The organism is Symbiopectobacterium sp. RP (assembly GCF_050472005.1).
GTDB lineage: Bacteria > Pseudomonadota > Gammaproteobacteria > Enterobacterales > Enterobacteriaceae > Symbiopectobacterium.
Map to the genome: position 1 here is coordinate 315,892 of NZ_JBGOGS010000002.1, position 17,213 is coordinate 333,104.

Here is a 17,213-nt window from a genome sequence, read left to right on the forward strand (position 1 = left end):
TGCCGGACTATCCATCCTGCTAAATACCGGCTTTGTTGAATAAATAGAACTTTTGGGTAATCATCGGAGCAGATCAACACAGTTGTTTCAAAATCAGGTCTCCATGGCAAAACAAAATTTTAAAATCACCAACTGGCCCTATTATAACAAGGCCCTCAAGCAGCGCGGTTCTCTAACCGTATGGCTAGATGAATCAGCCATTGCTGCATGGACGGAAAAAAACACTACTGAACGGCGTGGACGACCGCTCCACTACTCAGATATGGCCATCACCACAGTCCTGATGATGAAACGCGTGTTTGGCCTTTCATTGAGGGCTTTACAGGGCTTTGGTGACTCGATTTTTAAACTGATTAAATTGTCGCTCCATTGTCCAGACTATTCGCTGCTCAGCAAGCGAGTAAAGACAGTGAACATCAGCATAAAAACGCCAACCCGTGGTGAAATCTCACATCTGGTCATTGATGGAACCGGCCTGAAGGTCTTTGGCGAAGGCGAATGGAAAGTCCGGCAGCATGGTGCCGACAGACGCAGGTTATGGCGTAAGCTGCACCTGGCAGTAGACAGTGTGACGCATGAGATTATCTGTGCGGATTTGTCGCTCAGTGGTACGACTGATGCCCAAGCTCTACCGGCGCTGATAAACCAGACCCACCGGAAAATCAGAGAGGCATCGGCTGACGGCGCTTAGGATACAGTTTACTGCTATGATGCTCTGGTGAGGAAGAAAATAAGGCCGCTTATCCCGCCACGAAGGGGGGCGCAATATTGGCAAGATCGCTACCACGAGCGTAACCACGCTGTTGCAAATCAGCGCATTAGCGGTAGTAACGATATCTGGAAAAAGAAAGTGGGCTATCACCGGCGCTCAGTGGCTGAAACGGCCATGTTCCGGTTCAAAAGGCTTCTGGGTGGTCATCTAAGTCTGAGAGACTACGATGGTCAGGTGGGTGAAGCCATGGCCATGGTCAAAGCACTTAACCTGATCACGCTATTAGGAATGCCGAACAGTATTCGCATCACGTAACAATCGACCCGTATGGGGTGCAGTCGTTACAAGTTCTGATTTATTCAACAAAGCCCGATAAAGGATGCGTTAACGCGCGGCGCTTTAATAAAGACGTAGTGCCGAAGGAAGATGCTACATTATTTTTCAGCACCCAGACACGGCCATAATGGTTGTAATACCCGGCGGCATGACCGGCTTCATGCCCAATCCCCTGATAGATATCAAAATGCTGGCCTTTGATGGCTCCCCCCACGTCAAGCGCCACCATCATGCGCATCTCGTAACGGCCGGTGAATTTCCCTTCGTTGTTAAGCAAGGGGACTTCTGCCAGCAAGGCCGTGCCCGGTGGGATCAGCGAGCGATCGGACGCTACAGAGGCTTTGGCAATCAACGGCACAGCGCTCGCACCCTTCACTGGTGCGGATGACATCGGTTTAAAGAAAACAAAAGAAGGATTCTGCTCCAGCAGTTCACACACAGCATACTCGGAGTGTGTCTCGCCCCAGTGGCGGATCGCCTGCATCGACATCTCTTCTTTAGACACTTCGCCTGTGTCGATCAACACTTTGCCAATACTGCGATAAGCATGCCCATTCTTGCCGCCATAGGCAAAGAAGGTCAGCGGTCGGCCATCACCGAAATCCACATAGCCACTCCCCTGTACTTCCATCAAAAAGTTGTCCATCAGCGAGTTGGTCCATGTAAGGACATTGCGTTCGCCCAACGCACCGGCATAAATACCCGCGCGATCGGGTAAGCGACGACTCTTTCTGTTGGGGGCTGGCATACCATAAAGCGGGTGTTGGAATTCACCCTGACGGGTGTAACGCGCCTGCACGACCGGCGTGTAATACCCGGTGAATTGCACGTTACCAAAATTATCCACGCCCTCCATTTGCCAAGCATTAAGCCCAAACAGGCTCAGGTTACGCGTATCGGCACCGGCCTGCATCCAACGTTGAATGGCCTGAAAGATGTCCTGATTACGGGCATACAGCGTGGGGGAGGCATTCTTAATCTCTGTCACCTGGTCAACGAAATCGCCTGCATTAACCGGCTTTCCGGTGGCGTTAGGTTCATTAACGAGCGCAAGCGGCTGCTCAAGTCGCCCATCTTTATACTGCTGCCCACGGTCGGTCGGCCTGGACTGACACCCGGCCAGAATGGCGATCACCACCCCGGTCAGCACATATTTACCCCAACATCCTCTCATTTTCTCTTTCGCTCTCATTACAGCCTGCCAAATCAGTGCCCGCACAATAACAAAGGCACATCTATAAGAAAACGCGCCAATCTTCATAAGTGAATGAAGGTGAATAAAAATCAATCAAAGTGCAGATAAAACCGTCAGACGTGCAGGTAACTGCCACTTTTTTTCAAATAGGGGTTGCATACCCGGCAATGGAGAGTATAGTGCGCATCCATGGACGCGGGGTGGAGCAGCTTGGTAGCTCGTCGGGCTCATAACCCGAAGGTCGTCGGTTCAAATCCGGCCCCCGCAACCAACTTCTTGATTCAAGAAGCTTACCAATAATAAACACCCTGACGGGTGTTTATTTGTTTTTAGCCAATCAATACTGTAAACGCCTCACTTACGATTGCCCACGCTGGCAAAGTACGCCTTAATCCCCGCCAGAATAGATTCCGCAATTTGCTGCTGAAAGCGGCTGGTGCGCAATTTACGCTCTTCTTCCAGATTGCTGATAAACGCCGTTTCTACCAGAATCGAGGGAATATCGGGCGCTTTTAACACCGCAAACCCGGCCTGATCGACTTTGTTCTTGTGCAACTTATTCACTTTGCCAAGCCGCTTAAGGATTTCGCCGCCAAATTTCAGACTATCGCTGATGGTCGCGGTCTGTACCAAATCAAACAGCGTATGGTCGAGGTAACGATCGCCACTCATGCCCACGCCACCAATCAGATCGGATTCGTTTTGCGTTTCCGCCAAAAAACGCGCTGCAGTGCTGGTTGCACCTTTCTTTGACAGCGCAAACACCGAAGAACCGCGCGCCGCACGGTTAGTGAAAGCATCCGCATGAATCGAAACAAACAGATCGGCACGCTGCTTACGTGCTTTCGCCACCCGCACGCGCAAAGGGATAAACACATCCTCATTGCGCGTCATATACGCCTTCATATTGGGTTCACGTTCAATCAGGCTGCGTAACCGCCGCGCAATCTGTAGCACAATATCTTTCTCGCGCGTGCAGTTTTTACCGATGGCTCCAGGATCTTCACCGCCATGCCCGGGATCGAGCATGATAACCAACGGACGATCGCACCCTGCTTTACCCGCCAACGGCGCTTCTGGCGGTAATTTACTCTCCAGATCGCCCTTGTTGTAATCTTCCAGCAGCGCCAGAAGCGGATCGTCGGCATTGTCATGGTGCCCTACCGCTAGGTAGAGATCCAACACCAAGCGGTGTTTAAACTCTGCAATAGGGTCGAGGGTAAAGACTTTCGGATTGGTGGCTTTCTTCAGCTCTAAAACCAGACGCACCGTTTTGGGATCAAACTGTCCAATGCGGGCTTCTTTGATCAGCGGGTCGTCAGACTGAAACTGCTGCGAAACCGTTTTCAACACACTGTTGAGTTGGATATCTTCGATATCCACAACCAGCCTGTTGGGGTCGGTTAACATAAACTGCTTGTATTTTAGCGTGCGGTTAGACTCTAACGTGACGCGGGTATAGGCTGAAGAAGGCCAGACGCGAACGGCGATCACCTGGGCGGCCGCAGCCCATCCGGCGCCGCTGACGCTCAATAACCAGGTTGCCGCCGCGCCTTGCAAGAGGCGGCGGCGAGTCTGATTGTGATTCGAATAAGACATGCCACTCCAATTCGTTATGCTGTAGTCATTGTGATGCTGTCGCATGCAGGCACTGGCGCGCATGCTCAAACGGTGATATCAGGCAAAAAACACAGACCAACAGGTAATTTGCTGCGATATTACGCGAAAAAGATAAAGTCAGTATTAACAATGTGAAAACTTTAACGAATCTTCCCACCTCTGTCATGTAAAAATCGGCGTATAAACGGCCGGAGAGCAAGTCAGTCATTCAGAACGGAAATCAACACAGCACTGAGAAAGAGGGTAATAGCGCTGAACACGACCGAATTGTGAGACTTACTCCTTGCCTTTTCGTTCAATTGGAATAAAAATACATAAATTACGAATAAAAATTCACTCAGAGAGGCTCGCAGTGAAGGAACGTAGTACAGAACTGGTCCAAGGCTTCCGCCATTCGGTTCCTTATATCAACGTGCATCGCGGCAAAACCTTTGTCATCATGCTGGGCGGTGAAGCTATTGAACATGAAAACTTCGCCAACATCGTCAACGATATTGGTCTGCTGCATAGCCTCGGCATCAAGCTGGTGGTGGTCTATGGTGCCCGCCCGCAGATTGATGCCAGCCTGACCACACACCATTTCGAGCTGCGTTATAGCCAAGCGACATTATTTTGATAACAATTAGCTGTATTTTTTGCCACATATCAGGGCATTGGCTGTAATCATTTTTAAGTCGGTTGGCTATATCATAAGCATACCCGTGTCACCGACAGCAACACGCTGGACCTGGTGAAACAGGCCGCAGACATGCTGCAACTGGATATCACCGCGCGTCTTTCCATGAGTTTGAATAACACGCCGCTACAGAGCGCGCACATCAACGTGGTGAGCGGTAACTTTATTATCGCCCAGCCGTTAGGGGTCGATGATGGCGTGGACTACTGCCACAGCGCTCGCATCCGGCGTATTGATGAAGCGGCGATACATCACCAGTTAGACAGCGGCGCCATTGTGCTGCTCGGCCCGGTAGCTGTATCTGTCACAGGCGAGAGTTTCAATCTGACGTCTGAGGAAGTGGCGACCCAGTTAGCTATCAAATTGAAAGCCGAGACAATGATTGGCTTCTGTTCGTCTCAAGGGGTTACCACGCAGGATGGCACCATCATTTCTGAACTGTTTCCCGACGACGCCCAGCGCTGCATCGAAGAGCGTGAAGCCGATGGAGATTATATAGCCAAGCGACTTAATTTTGATTACACCATATAGACTGAGAACAAAATCTCTGTATCGCAACCACTCTCTCTTTTTTTGCTTTTTGCTTGTGCCCATTTATGCTCAATGGGGTTAAGGTCTGGCGAATATGTAGGCAGATACTTCACCATATACCCTGCATCGATGATGACTTGTTGAATATTATGTTTTTTGTGAAAAGTTGCATTGTCCATCACGATTACCCTGTTTTTAGGGAGTACTGCGATAAGGACTTGTGTGACCCAGGAATAGAAAACATCGCTGTTAATATTGATATCAAATAATCCGATAGCAAACAGCGTTGTGCCTAATAACGCGCCGATAACATTTGTTCTTCCCTTGGCTCCCCCGTTCTTCAGGCCAAAACACCGTTGACCTTTTGGGGAATAGCCGTGAGTCCGTGGGGTATCGTGTGGAAAACCACTTTCATCAATAAAAACAATAGGTTTACCTTCTTTTTTATACTGTTGTATTTTTTGTTGAAATGCTTGCCGGGCGCTTCCGTCGGCTTTCGGATGACGTAGAGTTTTTTTTATAGGTCAATCCCGGCTTTGTTGAATAATAGTGAGTCGTGCTGTTTTGTCAGCCAGTTTTGGTATAAAATGCTTGTCACATCAGATTTACAGTTTTCTTATGAGGCCTAACTGCATGATTTTGCGTTGCGAGGATCTGTCGTTCCACCGGGGGTGCAGCATAAAATATGTTTGTTCAACAAAGCCGTCAATCCCAGCTTTTTAAGAGCTTGCCAAATGGCCTTCTGACAAACGCCAAAACGCTCTGCACGTTCTTTTTGGTAAGCATCTGGATATGGTTCAACATCTTTTATCAACTCGGATTTATCGCTCTTTCGCTGACGCGTGGTCGATGCTTTTGACGCTATTTGATTAATCCAACGCGATACAGAGGCAGGGCCAATCCGAAATTGCTTCGCTGTTTCTCGGATACTCAACCCTTCTTCTTCCCGTGTAGATATCACTTTACGTCTAAAATCAATTGAATAGCTCATTTAAATAATGTAATCAAAATTAAGTTGTTTAGCTATAGAGCACTGGACGTTTCTCCTGTGCGGCTATATCACGCGGCGTAGCGATAAAGACACGGTACTGAAGCTGGCGAGTGCTTTCCATATCGTACTGCTCAATGCTGAAGTAGTGCTTGGCGTTTTCAGAGAGCGTGGCGACAGGGGGCTGTGCCCGTGCAGGCAAAAGGCTGGAGGCGATCAGAGTAATAAGCACAACGGGCAAATAGCGCATAACGACCTGTTAAGGTTCTGATGAACGAATAAAAGATGATAATAAAACCCATTATCATTACCAGCGTTTTTTCTGTTCTTGTGCGCAGTATTACGCCGCAAAGAGATTTAGCCGTTGACACATCTGAGCGGGTTGCATATTATTCGGGCCGTTCACACAGACAATCGGTGTCACTGTCTGATGTAATGGGGCTATAGCTCAGCTGGGAGAGCGCTTGCATGGCATGCAAGAGGTCAGCGGTTCGATCCCGCTTAGCTCCACCACTCCTTCTTGTTTTTATTTCCCCAGTTTTGTCCCCAAGACCACCGCCATGGCGTAGTCGATTCTCATATAGAGCTCAGTTCGCAAGCGGTTTGCATTGCTGTGGCGCGGCTTGCGAACCGATGGCATTACTGATCTGCTGAACCCGGTAGCCATGGCATCCAATCAATTGGCGACTGCCCCTGCTGTATCAGGAATTGATTCGTCTTGGAAAAGTGGCGACAGCCCAGAAAGCCACGTTGTGCAGACAACGGTGACGGGTGCGGGGATTTCAGCACATGATGGCGTTGCGTGTCGATAATGCTGCCTTTTCTCTGTGCGTGTGCTCCCCACAGCAGAAACACGATGCCATCACGCTTTTCATTCAATGCGCTAATCACGCGATCGGTAAAGGTTTCCCAGCCGAGGTTGGCGTGGGAATGCGCCTGACCTGCCTCCACCGTTAACACGGTGTTTAACAGCAGCACGCCTTGCTCCGCCCAGCTTTGCAGGCAACCATGCTGAGGGATCGTAAAACCGGGAATATCGTTCGCCAGTTCTTTGTACATATTCATTAATGACCGCGGTGCGAGAATGCCCGGGCGGACCGAGAATGACAGGCCGTGCGCTTGATTCGGCCCGTGATAGGGGTCTTGTCCCAGGATCACCACCTTGACCTGATTGAACTCCGTATAGCGAAAGGCGTTAAACACATCTTTCTGCGGGGGATAAATTACCTTTCCTTCGGCGCGGGCATTGCCGATAAACGTTAACGTTTGCACAAAATAAGGCTGCTCTTTTTCCTGTGCCAAAACGTCATGCCACGTTAGTTCGGTTGTCATCCTGTCCTCGATGCGTGTGTTGTGAAAGAGGGCTGTAGCTTACCGATCTCTGCTCTCAAGGTAAAACACTGTGGCGGGAAAGTTGATGGTAATGAAGTGAAAATTATAAAAAAGTTGAAAATTTACAAAAAAATTGCATCACATCTTTTGGTTAAAATTGACGTAAAACAATTAATTGCTGTTGGGGCTGATTTTTACACTCTGAATTAATTGATTTAAATCAAAGATTTGTGGCTAAGGTACTGGTATGTAACTACACAAGGTAAGTGAATTTCATTTTGTGGTTATAGCCAAACGACTTAATTTTGATTACATTATTTAAATGAGCTATTCAATTGATTTTAGACGTAAAGTGATATCTACACGGGAAGAAGAAGGGTTGAGTATCCGAGAAACAGCGAAGCAATTTCGGATTGGCCCTGCCTCTGTATCGCGTTGGATTAATCAAATAGCGTCAAAAGCATCGACCACGCGTCAGCGAAAGAGCGATAAATCCGAGTTGATAAAAGATGTTGAACCATATCCAGATGCTTACCAAAAAGAACGTGCAGAGCGTTTTGGCGTTTGTCAGAAGGCCATTTGGCAAGCTCTTAAAAAGCTGGGATTGACGGCTTTGTTGAACAAACATATTTTATGCTGCACCCCCGGTGGAACGACAGATCCTCGCAACGCAAAATCATGCAGTTAGGCCTCATAAGAAAACTGTAAATCTGATGTGACAAGCATTTTATACCAAAACTGGCTGACAAAACAGCACGACTCACTATTATTCAACAAAGCCGGGATTGACCTATAAAAAAAACTCTACGTCATCCGAAAGCCGACGGAAGCGCCCGGCAAGCATTTCAACAAAAAATACAACAGTATAAAAAAGAAGGTAAACCTATTGTTTTTATTGATGAAAGTGGTTTTCCACACGATATAAGCCGTGTTTCAGCGTCCAATGAATAGCACTGCAAGAGGATGGGAAGATTTTTGCGCATGACGTAGTCCTTTAAATACAAATTCCGGGTACAGCGTGGTTAACACAAGAAACGCATTACCTAACCTGAATGCCGTAACCCGTGGCCGTGGCACTTTTGTGCTTATCAATGTGCCTTAAGCCTGCGATGATTTTGGTGCTAAAGCATTGCAGCTTTTACGCGTAAGTAAACATTTTATCACTAATCTGTAAGTAATATGTTTACTGAATGGTGCAAGGCGTGACTGAATAGGTTAATGAATGTTAATAATAAAGACGTGTACATACTTATGGACAGGTGAAAAAAACTGCTGTCGATCGGATCCCCAATGAGAAAGTGTCTGTTTGCCACAGGGAGCGCAATGCTGCTTGTACTGGTTATCTGGTACACCTCACCCCAGTGGCTGGCTGCTGTGGCGAGAAGCGTATTGCCTGAAGGCGCATCCTTTATCTTAAAATCCCGCCCTGTCTGGCACCAAGGCGTGAACACGGCGGGCGTGCGCATTGCGGTGGGTGACTGTGTGCTACTTGATGTCGATAATATCCAACTCGCGCGCGCGCAGCAGCGCTGGCGTGTGGATATTGATCACTTAACGCTGGACACCGCCTGCCTGCCAGAGTCCTCCGATGACGCCGAGCCGGCGTTACTGGCACAGTGGCAGGCGCGGCTGTTCGCTGCTGACATCAACATCGGCCGTCTGGCTGTTTTGCCGTGGGACAGCTATGCCGGGAAGGTACAGCTAGTGATTGAGCGCCAGCAGCAATCCCTACGTTACCAAAGTGAACTGTTATCGCTGACTGCCAAAGTGGAAGGTGCGCATTTTACATTGGAGAGCGCGGAGTTCTCTGCACCGGATGTCGCCTCTCGTCTGGTGCTACGCGGTGAGGCCGATCTGGCGGAGAGTATGTCACAGCCGCCGTTGCGTGGCATGTTGCAAGGGCGCATGGAAAGCGGCAGTATCCTCGATCCGCTCACGCTGGCGCTGAACTGGCAAGGACCTCAAGGGGTTCTGCGTTTGGAGGCGCAACATGACAGTACGCCATTAGTGTCGCTGCCGTGGAAAATGAGCCCAGACCGTATCGATATTGAAAACGGTGTTTGGCGTTGGCCATACGCCGGACAACCCTTATCTGGTAATGTCTCAATGACGCTGCACGACTGGCGTGAGGGCTGGCAGCAAACGCGCATTGATGCGCGTCTGAACATGTTGACGCAAGGGCATAACGGCAGGGCCAATGCCGTGCTGGTGCTGGGACCAGGTCGAGTGGGGCTGATTGACAGCGCATTACGCTTTCAGCTTACTGGGCAGGCCAATCTGGCTGACATTTCGTTGAGTGCCACCATTCCCGGCGAGATCCGCGGTTCTGTTATCAATCCAACGCTGGCGCTGTTGCCGGGATCGCTACTGCGTGCCTGGGGGCGACCTTCGGCGCAGACAGTGCTGGAGGATGCGCGCTGGCCGCTGGCCGGTGTGAGCTTGAATGCCAACGGCGTGAATGGTCGGTTACAGGCGATAGTCCGCGCTCAGGATCGCTACTGGGGACGCATCGCGCTGCACCTAGATGGGCAGGCGCAAGATTTCTGGCCTAACAAGGGCTGCTGGCAGTGGCACTATTGGGGCGAAGGGCGGTTGCCGCCGCTCGGGAGCCAGTGGGATGTCGCCGGACATGGACGTTGGGAAGATGCGCTTATTACGGTTGAGCAACTCTCCAGTGGGTTGGATCAGCTGCGCTATGGCCGCGTGCTGGCGCACCAACCGCGTTTAACCCTGACTGCGCCATTGCAGTGGCAACGTAATGTTGGGGAGGAACATTTCAGCGGAGCATTGCGCCTGACCTCGCAGCGGGTTGACCTGGGGGAAGGCGGATACCTTCCCCCCTCACAGCTGCTGTTTAGCGTCGAGGGACGTAGCCCATCCCATTTTCAATGGCAGGGCGATCTCAATGCGGAAGCGATCGGTCCGGTAGCGCTGCGTGGCCGCTGGGATGGTGAACGTCTGCGTGGTATGGGGTGGTGGGCGGCGCAGCCGTTAACTGTGTTTCAGCCACTGATATCGCCGAAACTGAACATCAACGTCCGTTCGGGGGAATTTTATGCGCAGGTGGCCTTTTCAGCAGCTCGCAAGCAGGGCTTCAGTGCAGGTGGACACTGGGTGGTGAAAAATGGCAGCGCCTGGTTGCCTGATGGGGAAGTGCGCGGCGTTAATTTTGTTTTACCGTATCGTTTTGCACAGCACCGCTGGGAATTTGGTGTCAAGCACCCCGTCACGCTGCATATCGACAAACTGGCCAGCGTCTTCACCATGCAGGATATCCATCTGGCATTTCAGGGCGCTTATCCCTTCAGTGAGCGCAATCCTCTGATTTTGTCGCAGGCGGAGATGGGGGGGTTCGGGGGGAAAGTCAGTCTCTCTGCACTGCGTTGGCCGTTACGCGATCCGGTGTTGTTCACCGTTGAGGGCGTTGACCTGAGTGAACTGGTGACTGCGCTCAAGATAAAGCAATTTGCTCTTTCAGGAAAAATGAGTGGTGTACTGCCGCTCGATTTCAATAACCCGAACAAGATGATCACACGCGGACAGCTGCGTAACGACAAATCACTTACGCTGCGTCTTGACCAACAGCTGGCCGATGAACTGGCGCAACGTAACATGGCGCAAGGTGCCGTGGTGAACTGGCTACGTTATCTGGAAATCAGCCGTGCCTATGCCTCTGTGGACATGACGCCGCAAGGTGAAATGTCGCTGCTGGCGCATATTGAAGGCAAGAACTCGACGCGTAGCAGGCAAAAACTGGTCATACTTAACTACCACCACGGGCAGGATCTGAGCCAGCTTTGGCAAAGCCTGCGCTTTGGCGGCACCGTGCAGGACACACTAGAGCAACGAGCCAATGAACGAGAATAAATTAAGGAAATTAGACAGTGAGCGCACGCGGCGTCGTTCTGTCCGCGCACCATGCGTGGCTGCAAGTCTGCTGACGGTGCTGCTGGCAGGCTGTGTACCGCGCATTGAGGTGGCGGCACCGACCACACCGATCACCATCAACATGAACGTCCGAGTTGAGCACGATATCACTATTCATGCTGATAAGGATGCCACGCGATTGCTGGAATCCGGTAATAACGCGGGGGCGGAGGCTGTGAGTGAAAGCGAAAGTCGAGTGGAAACCACAACCCGAGAACAGACGCGTGCGCAAACGGTAGTCACGCCTGCGGCGACGGTTCAGGGACGCTGAAGCAAAAAAAGCGCGTCGAAAGACGCGCAGTGACTAACCAAACACACAATATTGAGACAGGATAGTAATGATGAATCTGGGGCCTAATGGCGCATATGCCATCAGGTAACGGCAAGCCGGGATTACGCTGCCGCCAGTGAAGAGAGCTGTGCTTTTGCCGTTTCGGTCGCTTTCTGAGCAACATCCGGGCCGTAGCCGTAACCTTCTGCAAACACAAATTCCACGTTGGTAATGCCGATAAAGCCCAGGAACAGACGCAGGTACGGTTCTAGCAGATCAGACGGAGTACCTTTGTGGATACCGCCACGGCTGGTCAGTACGATAGCGCGTTTGCCTTTCACCAGACCTTCCGGACCTTGTTCAGTGTAGCGGAACGTCACACCGGCAGGGGCAACCAGGTCAAAGTAGTTCTTCAACTGGGTCGGGATATTGAAGTTGTACATCGGTGCGGCCAGTACCACCACGTCATGCGCCTGTAGTTCGGCAATCAGGGTATCAGACAGTGCCAGTGCTTCTTGTTGACGCGGTGTCAGCGGTGCATCGGAAGGACGCAGTGTGCCTACCAGTTCACCATCCAGCACCGGAATCGGGTTGGCTGCAAGGTCACGCACGGTCAGAGTATCGTTCGGATGCGCGGCTTGCCATTCGGCGACGAAGTGATCCGCCAGTTGGTTTGACTGGGAATACCCTGCCAGAATGCTGGATTTCAGAACTAGTATAGCCAAGCGACATTATTTTGATAACAATTAGCTGTATTTTTTTGCCACATACTCAGGGCATTGTCTGTAATCACTTTTAAGTCGTTTGTCTATATTACGTAGCCAACGCTGGTGACCGATGAGGCGGATGGCTGAGCCTTACGTGATGCGCAGAAATTTTGCTTCATCCCACTGAAACAGGTCCAGCAACGCAGGCGTATGCAGTGCGGCGCGGCGCGCGGGCTAAAATCATCTTCATCGGTAAGCTGGGAAAAACGGTTCTAGGGGCAAATCAGTTGGCAATCATCACAGCCGTAAATACGGTTGCCCATCAGCGGACGCAATGCTTCGGGAATGGCACCTTCCAGTTCAATGGTCAGGTAGGAGATACAGCGTCGGGCATCCACGGTGTAAGGCGCAACGATGGCCTCGGTAGGGCAGGTTGTCATGCATGCGACACAGCGTCCGCACTGCTCTTCCAACGGTTGATCGACGGGTAACGGCAGGTCGATCAGCAGTTCCCCAAGGAAAAACCAGGAGCCAGCTTCCCGATTGAGGATCAGCGAGTGTTTACCCACCCAACCTAACCCGGCCTTGGCCACCAGCGGGCGCTCCATAATCGATGAAGGGGCGGAATTGTAGGTTGCCACAATGTTCCTGTATCCGGTCACCCAACTTTTTCAGCCGCTGACGCAACAGCTTGTGGTAATCACGCCCCAGCGCGTAACGGCTAACATAACCGAGCGTCGGGTTATTCAGGGTTTTGGCGAAGGCCGCTTTAACGGGCAAATAGTTCATACGCACGCTGATAACGCGCAGCGTGCCGGGCAACAGTTCATGCGAGCGGGCACGCAGCATATCGTGGCGCGCCATCCACTCCATTTCACCGTGATACTGCTTATCCAGCCACGCCTGAAGCCGTGGCTCTTCATGGGAAAGGTCGGTATCGCAGATCCCTACCTGCTGAAAGCCCAATTCGTATCCCCACTGTTTGATGCTCTGGGCTAGTTGGTTAAGGTCGTAGGGATAAGCCATGAGGAACCATTTGGGAGAAATAAACGTTCTCATTTTATCACATCGTCTGACGGACGTCTGTGTGCTGAAGGCACCGTCGCCATGCGACATTTACCTTGATAGGTTTCTGGCAGCCGGTTTCAAACCTTGCTAAGTTGAGACATAAAGATAACCATGCGTTATCCGTTTTTGCTACAAACGCTTATGTTGCCCGGGAGGAACTCATGCCCCATACCGTACCTGCTCATCAGCGAAGGCTACCAGACTGCGTTTATCCACCCGACTGGCTGCGCCGCGAAGAGCCTGACGCCGCGCGGCAAACGGGAATCACGCTTTATGCGTTGATGCAACGTGCCGGAGAAGCGGCTTACCAACATGCCCGTTGCTGCTACCCCAATGCGCGCCGTTGGCTGGTGCTGTGCGGGCATGGCAACAACGGTGGCGATGGCTATGTGGTGGCTACGCTTGCGCGTGCCGCAGGGATTGAAACCACCGTGGTCTCGTGCAAGGCTGCACGCCCTCTGCCAGAGGAAGCACAGTGTGCCTACGCGACATGGCAGAAAGCGGGGGATGTAGCATTGACGCCCGACGCCCCCTGGCCTGATGGAATTGATTTGATTATCGACGGCCTGCTGGGGACTGGGTTATCCTCCGTGCCGCGTGCTCCCTATGATGCGCTGATCGCGCGCGCTAACGCCTACGCAGCGCCAGTGCTGGCGCTGGATATTCCCTCCGGGTTGAATGCGCAAACCGGCGCCTGTGCAGGAGAGGCGATCGTCGCTGCCTGTACCGTTACCTTTATTGCGCTAAAGCCGGGGCTGCTGACGGGCAGGGCGCGCGCTTGTATCGGCGCGTTACACTGTGCGGATTTGGGGCTTTCAGGCTGGTTGCAGCAGCATCCCGCGCCGATGTGGCGTTTATCCCGTGAACATATACCAGGCTGGCTGACGCCTCGTTCGCCGCTGGCGCACAAAGGCGATCATGGCCGATTGCTGTTGGTGGGAGGTAATGCCGGAATGGGGGGCGCTATTGCGATGGCGGGAGAAGCTGCATTGCGCAGTGGCGCTGGGTTGGTGCGAGTGCTCACTCACATGCAATACGAGGCGGCGTTGCTGATGGCACGCCCGGAACTGATGGTGCAAGCCCTGAGTGATGCCACCCTCCGCGAAGGGCTTGACTGGGCCGACGTGGTGGTGATTGGGCCGGGCCTGGGGCAAGATGGCTGGGCGAAAAGCGCACTGCGCACCGTGGAAAATTGTAACAAACCCATGCTGTGGGACGCAGATGCGCTAAACCTGCTGGCAATGAGCCCTTTTAAACGTCAAAATCGTATTTTAACCCCACATCCGGGGGAAGCTGCCCGCCTGCTGAATTGTCAAGTGGCGGAGATTGAAAGTGATCGCTTACTTGCTGCCCAGAAACTGGTACAACGCTATGGCGGCACGGTCGTGCTAAAAGGGGCGGGTACCGTGATTGCCGATGAGTCTGATGCGTTGGCTCTGGTTGATGTCGGCAATCCTGGCATGGCGAGCGGCGGCATGGGCGACGTGTTATCTGGTATTATCGGCGCATTGCTTGGACAAAAATTGTCACGCTACGCAGCGGCTTGCGCTGGCTGTGTGGTGCACGGCGCAGCGGCCGATGCGCTGGCCGAGCAGCGCAGCACGCGAGGGATGTTGGCTACCGATCTGATGCCAGTATTGTCCCGCTATGTTAATCCTGAGTGGATACCCTTAGAAAAGACAGAATGAAAAAAGTAGATTTTCCGCTGCCGGATGAGGCAGCTACCATCGCATTAGGAGCATCGTTAGCGCAGGCCTGCGCCAGCGCATGCAGTATTTATCTTTTTGGCGATCTGGGCGCAGGTAAAACCACGTTCAGCCGCGGCTTCCTCCAAGCGCGTGGCCATCAGGGCAACGTGAAAAGCCCTACGTATACGCTGGTGGAGCCTTACGCGCTGTCACCGCTGGCGGTGTATCATTTTGACCTTTACCGCCTTGCCGATCCAGAAGAGCTGGAATTTATGGGGATCCGCGACTACGTGACGCAGGATGCCATCTGTCTGATTGAGTGGCCGCAGCAGGGGGAAGGCATTCTCCCTAGCGCCGATCTTGAAGTGCATCTGAACTATGAAGCGCAAGGGCGGCACGCGCAGTTGATCGCTATATCGGCTCTGGGTGAGCGTATTTTGGCGCAGATATCTCCCCTGCCGGAGACTGAAACGCCATGATGAAACGCATGCTCGCTCTGGTGATGTGGGCTGGGCTGCTGCTGGCCAGTATGGGTTGGGCCGTCAACCTCTCTGATATCAAGGTGGAAAACGGTGATCATCAGGCGACGGTCAGCCTGAATTTCAGCGGACAACCGATCTATGCCTTTTTCCCGCTTAACAGCTCGGATAGGGTGGTGATCGACATCCGGCAGACGGGGGTGATTCAAGGGCTGCCGTTGGAGTTTAGTGGGCAAAACATTATCAAACGCATTCGTACCAGTCAGGCGAAGGATGCACAGAGCCTGCGACTGGTGCTGGATTTGACCCAGCCCGCCAAAACACGCGCCGCGACACAGAAAGCTGGCGCAGGGTTTAACGTGGTGTTTACCGTTGCTGGGCAGCAGAAAGCGAAGGCGACAAAAGCAGCGCCAGCGACTGCCGTTACGCGCGAAACCCGTAACACGGCACCGGTTGAATCGGGTGGCAATCCGTTTAACAACAAACCTACCGTGGTGGTGAACAGCAATGCCTCCGCTCGTGCAGCAACGTCGCGCTCTGGCGGTGCCAGCGAACCGATTATCGTTGCCATTGATGCCGGACACGGTGGGCAGGACCCCGGTGCTATTGGGCCTTCTGGCTTGCGCGAGAAAAACGTGACGCTGGCGATTGGGCACAAATTGCATACTTTGCTTAATAGCGATCCTAATTTTAAAGGCGTGATGACGCGTGACGGTGATTACTTCATCTCTGTCATGGGGCGCTCCGATGTGGCACGTAAGCAAGGCGCCAATCTGCTGGTTTCTATTCACGCGGATGCCGCGCCAAACCGTGGGGCTTCCGGTGCTTCCGTATGGGTGCTCTCCAATCGGCGTGCTAATAGTGAAATGGCCAGCTGGCTGGAACAGCACGAGAAGCAGTCGGAGCTGTTGGGGGGCGCAGGGGATCTGCTGGCAAACAACAGTGCCGATCCTTACCTAAGTCAGGCGGTGCTGGATTTGCAGTTTGGTCACTCTCAGCGCGTCGGTTATGACGTGGCGATCAAAGTGTTGCAGGAAATGCAGCGCGTCGGGTCGTTGCACAAACGCCGTCCGGAACACGCCAGCCTGGGCGTACTGCGTTCACCGGATATTCCCTCGTTGTTGGTGGAGACGGGCTTTATCAGCAACCTGACCGAAGAGCGTCTGCTGGGAAGCAGCGATTATCAGGATAAAATCGCCACGGCGATCTACCGGGGGTTGCGCAGCTATTTCCATGCGCATCCAGTACAATCCGTCCCAAAGCAGGAAAACCGACCGGTCGTGCAGCCGGTCAACCGTAAGGCTACAACGCCCACGACCACGGCATCCAGTAGTACAGCGACCACGCGCCATACCGTAGCGCGCGGTGAGTCTCTTTCAGGTATCGCGGCGCGTTACGGCGTCAGTATGGCGGCGTTGCGCAGTGAGAACAATCTGAAAAAAGATGGCGTCTGGGTGGGGCAGAAATTGCGTATTCCTGCGGGGGCTCGCACTTCGACTGCATCGGCTCCGGTGCCGCGTACCGCCGTTCCGGTCAAACATAAAGTGGTAAAAGGAGATAGCCTGAGTGCCATCGCCATGCGATATGGTGTAAGTATGAAGGAGATCCAACGTGCCAATGACATGATGTCCGGCACGGTACAACTTGGGCAGACACTGATTATCCCGTCTGCCTGATGCCGTT

At 52.4% G+C, this 17,213-nt stretch carries 13 protein-coding genes, 2 tRNA genes and 3 pseudogenes; 10 read left to right on the plus strand and 8 right to left on the minus strand.

All coding sequences use genetic code 11. The annotated features are described in order from the left end of the window. The first annotated feature begins 103 nt into the window (after positions 1–103). A pseudogene (locus tag ACD630_RS19745) lies at positions 104–1,027 on the plus strand (IS5 family transposase). Between the two features lie 40 nt (positions 1,028–1,067). Here ACD630_RS19745 and mltA read toward each other — a convergent pair. Then, on the minus strand, positions 1,068–2,222 hold the full coding sequence (gene mltA / locus ACD630_RS19750) for a murein transglycosylase A (protein WP_430361204.1): 1,155 nt from the start codon (positions 2,220–2,222) through the stop codon (positions 1,068–1,070). 215 nt (positions 2,223–2,437) lie between these two features. Between mltA and ACD630_RS19755 the strand changes: the two genes are divergently transcribed. Beyond that, positions 2,438–2,514: transfer RNA gene (locus tag ACD630_RS19755), tRNA-Met, on the plus strand. 83 nt (positions 2,515–2,597) lie between these two features. Here ACD630_RS19755 and amiC read toward each other — a convergent pair. Beyond that, on the minus strand, positions 2,598–3,842 hold the full coding sequence (amiC, locus tag ACD630_RS19760) for an N-acetylmuramoyl-L-alanine amidase AmiC (RefSeq protein WP_430360379.1): 1,245 nt from the start codon (positions 3,840–3,842) through the stop codon (positions 2,598–2,600). A 373-nt stretch (positions 3,843–4,215) separates the two neighbouring features. Here amiC and argA point away from each other — a divergent pair. Then, a pseudogene (gene argA, locus ACD630_RS19765) lies at positions 4,216–5,031 on the plus strand (amino-acid N-acetyltransferase); the annotation flags it as partial. Between the two features lie 26 nt (positions 5,032–5,057). Here the strand turns inward: argA and ACD630_RS19770 are convergent. The 3 genes from ACD630_RS19770 to ACD630_RS19780 all read right to left on the minus strand — a co-directional run bounded on the left by ACD630_RS19770 (position 5,058) and on the right by ACD630_RS19780 (position 6,308). After that, positions 5,058–5,591, minus strand: coding sequence for an IS630 family transposase (locus ACD630_RS19770; protein WP_430361205.1), 534 nt, complete (start codon positions 5,589–5,591; stop codon positions 5,058–5,060). A 104-nt stretch (positions 5,592–5,695) separates the two neighbouring features. After that, positions 5,696–6,061, minus strand: a complete 366-nt coding sequence (locus ACD630_RS19775) for an IS630 transposase-related protein (protein WP_430360380.1) — start codon at positions 6,059–6,061, stop codon at positions 5,696–5,698. Positions 6,062–6,089: 28 nt separating this feature from the next. Beyond that, positions 6,090–6,308, minus strand: a complete 219-nt coding sequence (locus tag ACD630_RS19780) for a hypothetical protein (RefSeq protein ID WP_430360381.1) — start codon at positions 6,306–6,308, stop codon at positions 6,090–6,092. Between the two features lie 187 nt (positions 6,309–6,495). On the opposite strand from ACD630_RS19780, the gene ACD630_RS19785 reads away from it, so the two are divergent. Continuing rightward, a tRNA-Ala gene (locus ACD630_RS19785) sits at positions 6,496–6,571 on the plus strand. 126 nt (positions 6,572–6,697) lie between these two features. Here the strand turns inward: ACD630_RS19785 and ung are convergent. Further along, a complete protein-coding gene (gene ung, locus ACD630_RS19790) occupies positions 6,698–7,390 on the minus strand; it encodes a uracil-DNA glycosylase (RefSeq protein ID WP_430360382.1) in 693 nt (230 codons plus the stop codon). A gap of 322 nt (positions 7,391–7,712) precedes the next feature. On the opposite strand from ung, the gene ACD630_RS19795 reads away from it, so the two are divergent. From ACD630_RS19795 to ACD630_RS19805, 3 genes are all read left to right on the plus strand, one after another. Beyond that, positions 7,713–8,078: an IS630 transposase-related protein gene (locus ACD630_RS19795; protein ID WP_430360380.1), complete on the plus strand. Its 366-nt coding sequence runs from the start codon at positions 7,713–7,715 to the stop codon at positions 8,076–8,078. A gap of 635 nt (positions 8,079–8,713) precedes the next feature. After that, entirely contained in the window at positions 8,714–11,257 is a 2,544-nt protein-coding gene (locus tag ACD630_RS19800; RefSeq protein WP_430360383.1) for a YdbH family protein, read from the plus strand. Between the two features lie 55 nt (positions 11,258–11,312). After that, positions 11,313–11,588, plus strand: coding sequence for a YnbE family lipoprotein (locus ACD630_RS19805; protein ID WP_430360384.1), 276 nt, complete (start codon positions 11,313–11,315; stop codon positions 11,586–11,588). A 122-nt stretch (positions 11,589–11,710) separates the two neighbouring features. On the opposite strand, the gene ACD630_RS19810 is transcribed toward ACD630_RS19805, so the two are convergent. Then, on the minus strand, positions 11,711–12,313 hold the full coding sequence (locus ACD630_RS19810) for an FMN-dependent NADH-azoreductase (RefSeq protein ID WP_430360385.1): 603 nt from the start codon (positions 12,311–12,313) through the stop codon (positions 11,711–11,713). Positions 12,314–12,448: 135 nt separating this feature from the next. Beyond that, a pseudogene (gene queG, locus ACD630_RS19815) lies at positions 12,449–13,321 on the minus strand (tRNA epoxyqueuosine(34) reductase QueG); the annotation flags it as partial. A gap of 203 nt (positions 13,322–13,524) precedes the next feature. Between queG and nnr the strand changes: the two are divergent. The 3 genes from nnr to amiB are packed head-to-tail and all read left to right on the plus strand — an operon-like array spanning position 13,525 to position 17,206. After that, positions 13,525–15,051, plus strand: coding sequence for a bifunctional ADP-dependent NAD(P)H-hydrate dehydratase/NAD(P)H-hydrate epimerase (gene nnr / locus ACD630_RS19820; protein WP_430361206.1), 1,527 nt, complete (start codon positions 13,525–13,527; stop codon positions 15,049–15,051). Next, positions 15,048–15,530, plus strand: a complete 483-nt coding sequence (tsaE, locus tag ACD630_RS19825; protein ID WP_430360386.1) for a tRNA (adenosine(37)-N6)-threonylcarbamoyltransferase complex ATPase subunit type 1 TsaE — start codon at positions 15,048–15,050, stop codon at positions 15,528–15,530. The genes nnr and tsaE overlap by 4 nt, the downstream gene beginning before the upstream one ends. Further along, positions 15,527–17,206: an N-acetylmuramoyl-L-alanine amidase AmiB gene (gene amiB, locus ACD630_RS19830; RefSeq protein WP_430360387.1), complete on the plus strand. Its 1,680-nt coding sequence runs from the start codon at positions 15,527–15,529 to the stop codon at positions 17,204–17,206. The genes tsaE and amiB overlap by 4 nt, the downstream gene beginning before the upstream one ends. The last annotated feature ends 7 nt before the right edge of the window (positions 17,207–17,213 follow it).

What these genes read in the sequence shown, in the direction of transcription:
- mltA (WP_430361204.1), bottom strand. Translation starts at nt 2,222, where the DNA reads ATGAGAGGATGTTGGGGTAAATATGTGCTGACCGGGGTGGTGATCGCC.
- amiC (WP_430360379.1), bottom strand. Translation starts at nt 3,842, where the DNA reads ATGTCTTATTCGAATCACAATCAGACTCGCCGCCGCCTCTTGCAAGGC.
- ACD630_RS19775 (WP_430360380.1), bottom strand. Translation starts at nt 6,061, where the DNA reads ATGAGCTATTCAATTGATTTTAGACGTAAAGTGATATCTACACGGGAA.
- ACD630_RS19780 (WP_430360381.1), bottom strand. Translation starts at nt 6,308, where the DNA reads ATGCGCTATTTGCCCGTTGTGCTTATTACTCTGATCGCCTCCAGCCTT.
- ung (WP_430360382.1), bottom strand. Translation starts at nt 7,390, where the DNA reads ATGACAACCGAACTAACGTGGCATGACGTTTTGGCACAGGAAAAAGAG.
- ACD630_RS19795 (WP_430360380.1), top strand. Translation starts at nt 7,713, where the DNA reads ATGAGCTATTCAATTGATTTTAGACGTAAAGTGATATCTACACGGGAA.
- ACD630_RS19800 (WP_430360383.1), top strand. Translation starts at nt 8,714, where the DNA reads ATGCTGCTTGTACTGGTTATCTGGTACACCTCACCCCAGTGGCTGGCT.
- nnr (WP_430361206.1), top strand. Translation starts at nt 13,525, where the DNA reads ATGCCCCATACCGTACCTGCTCATCAGCGAAGGCTACCAGACTGCGTT.
- tsaE (WP_430360386.1), top strand. Translation starts at nt 15,048, where the DNA reads ATGAAAAAAGTAGATTTTCCGCTGCCGGATGAGGCAGCTACCATCGCA.
- amiB (WP_430360387.1), top strand. Translation starts at nt 15,527, where the DNA reads ATGATGAAACGCATGCTCGCTCTGGTGATGTGGGCTGGGCTGCTGCTG.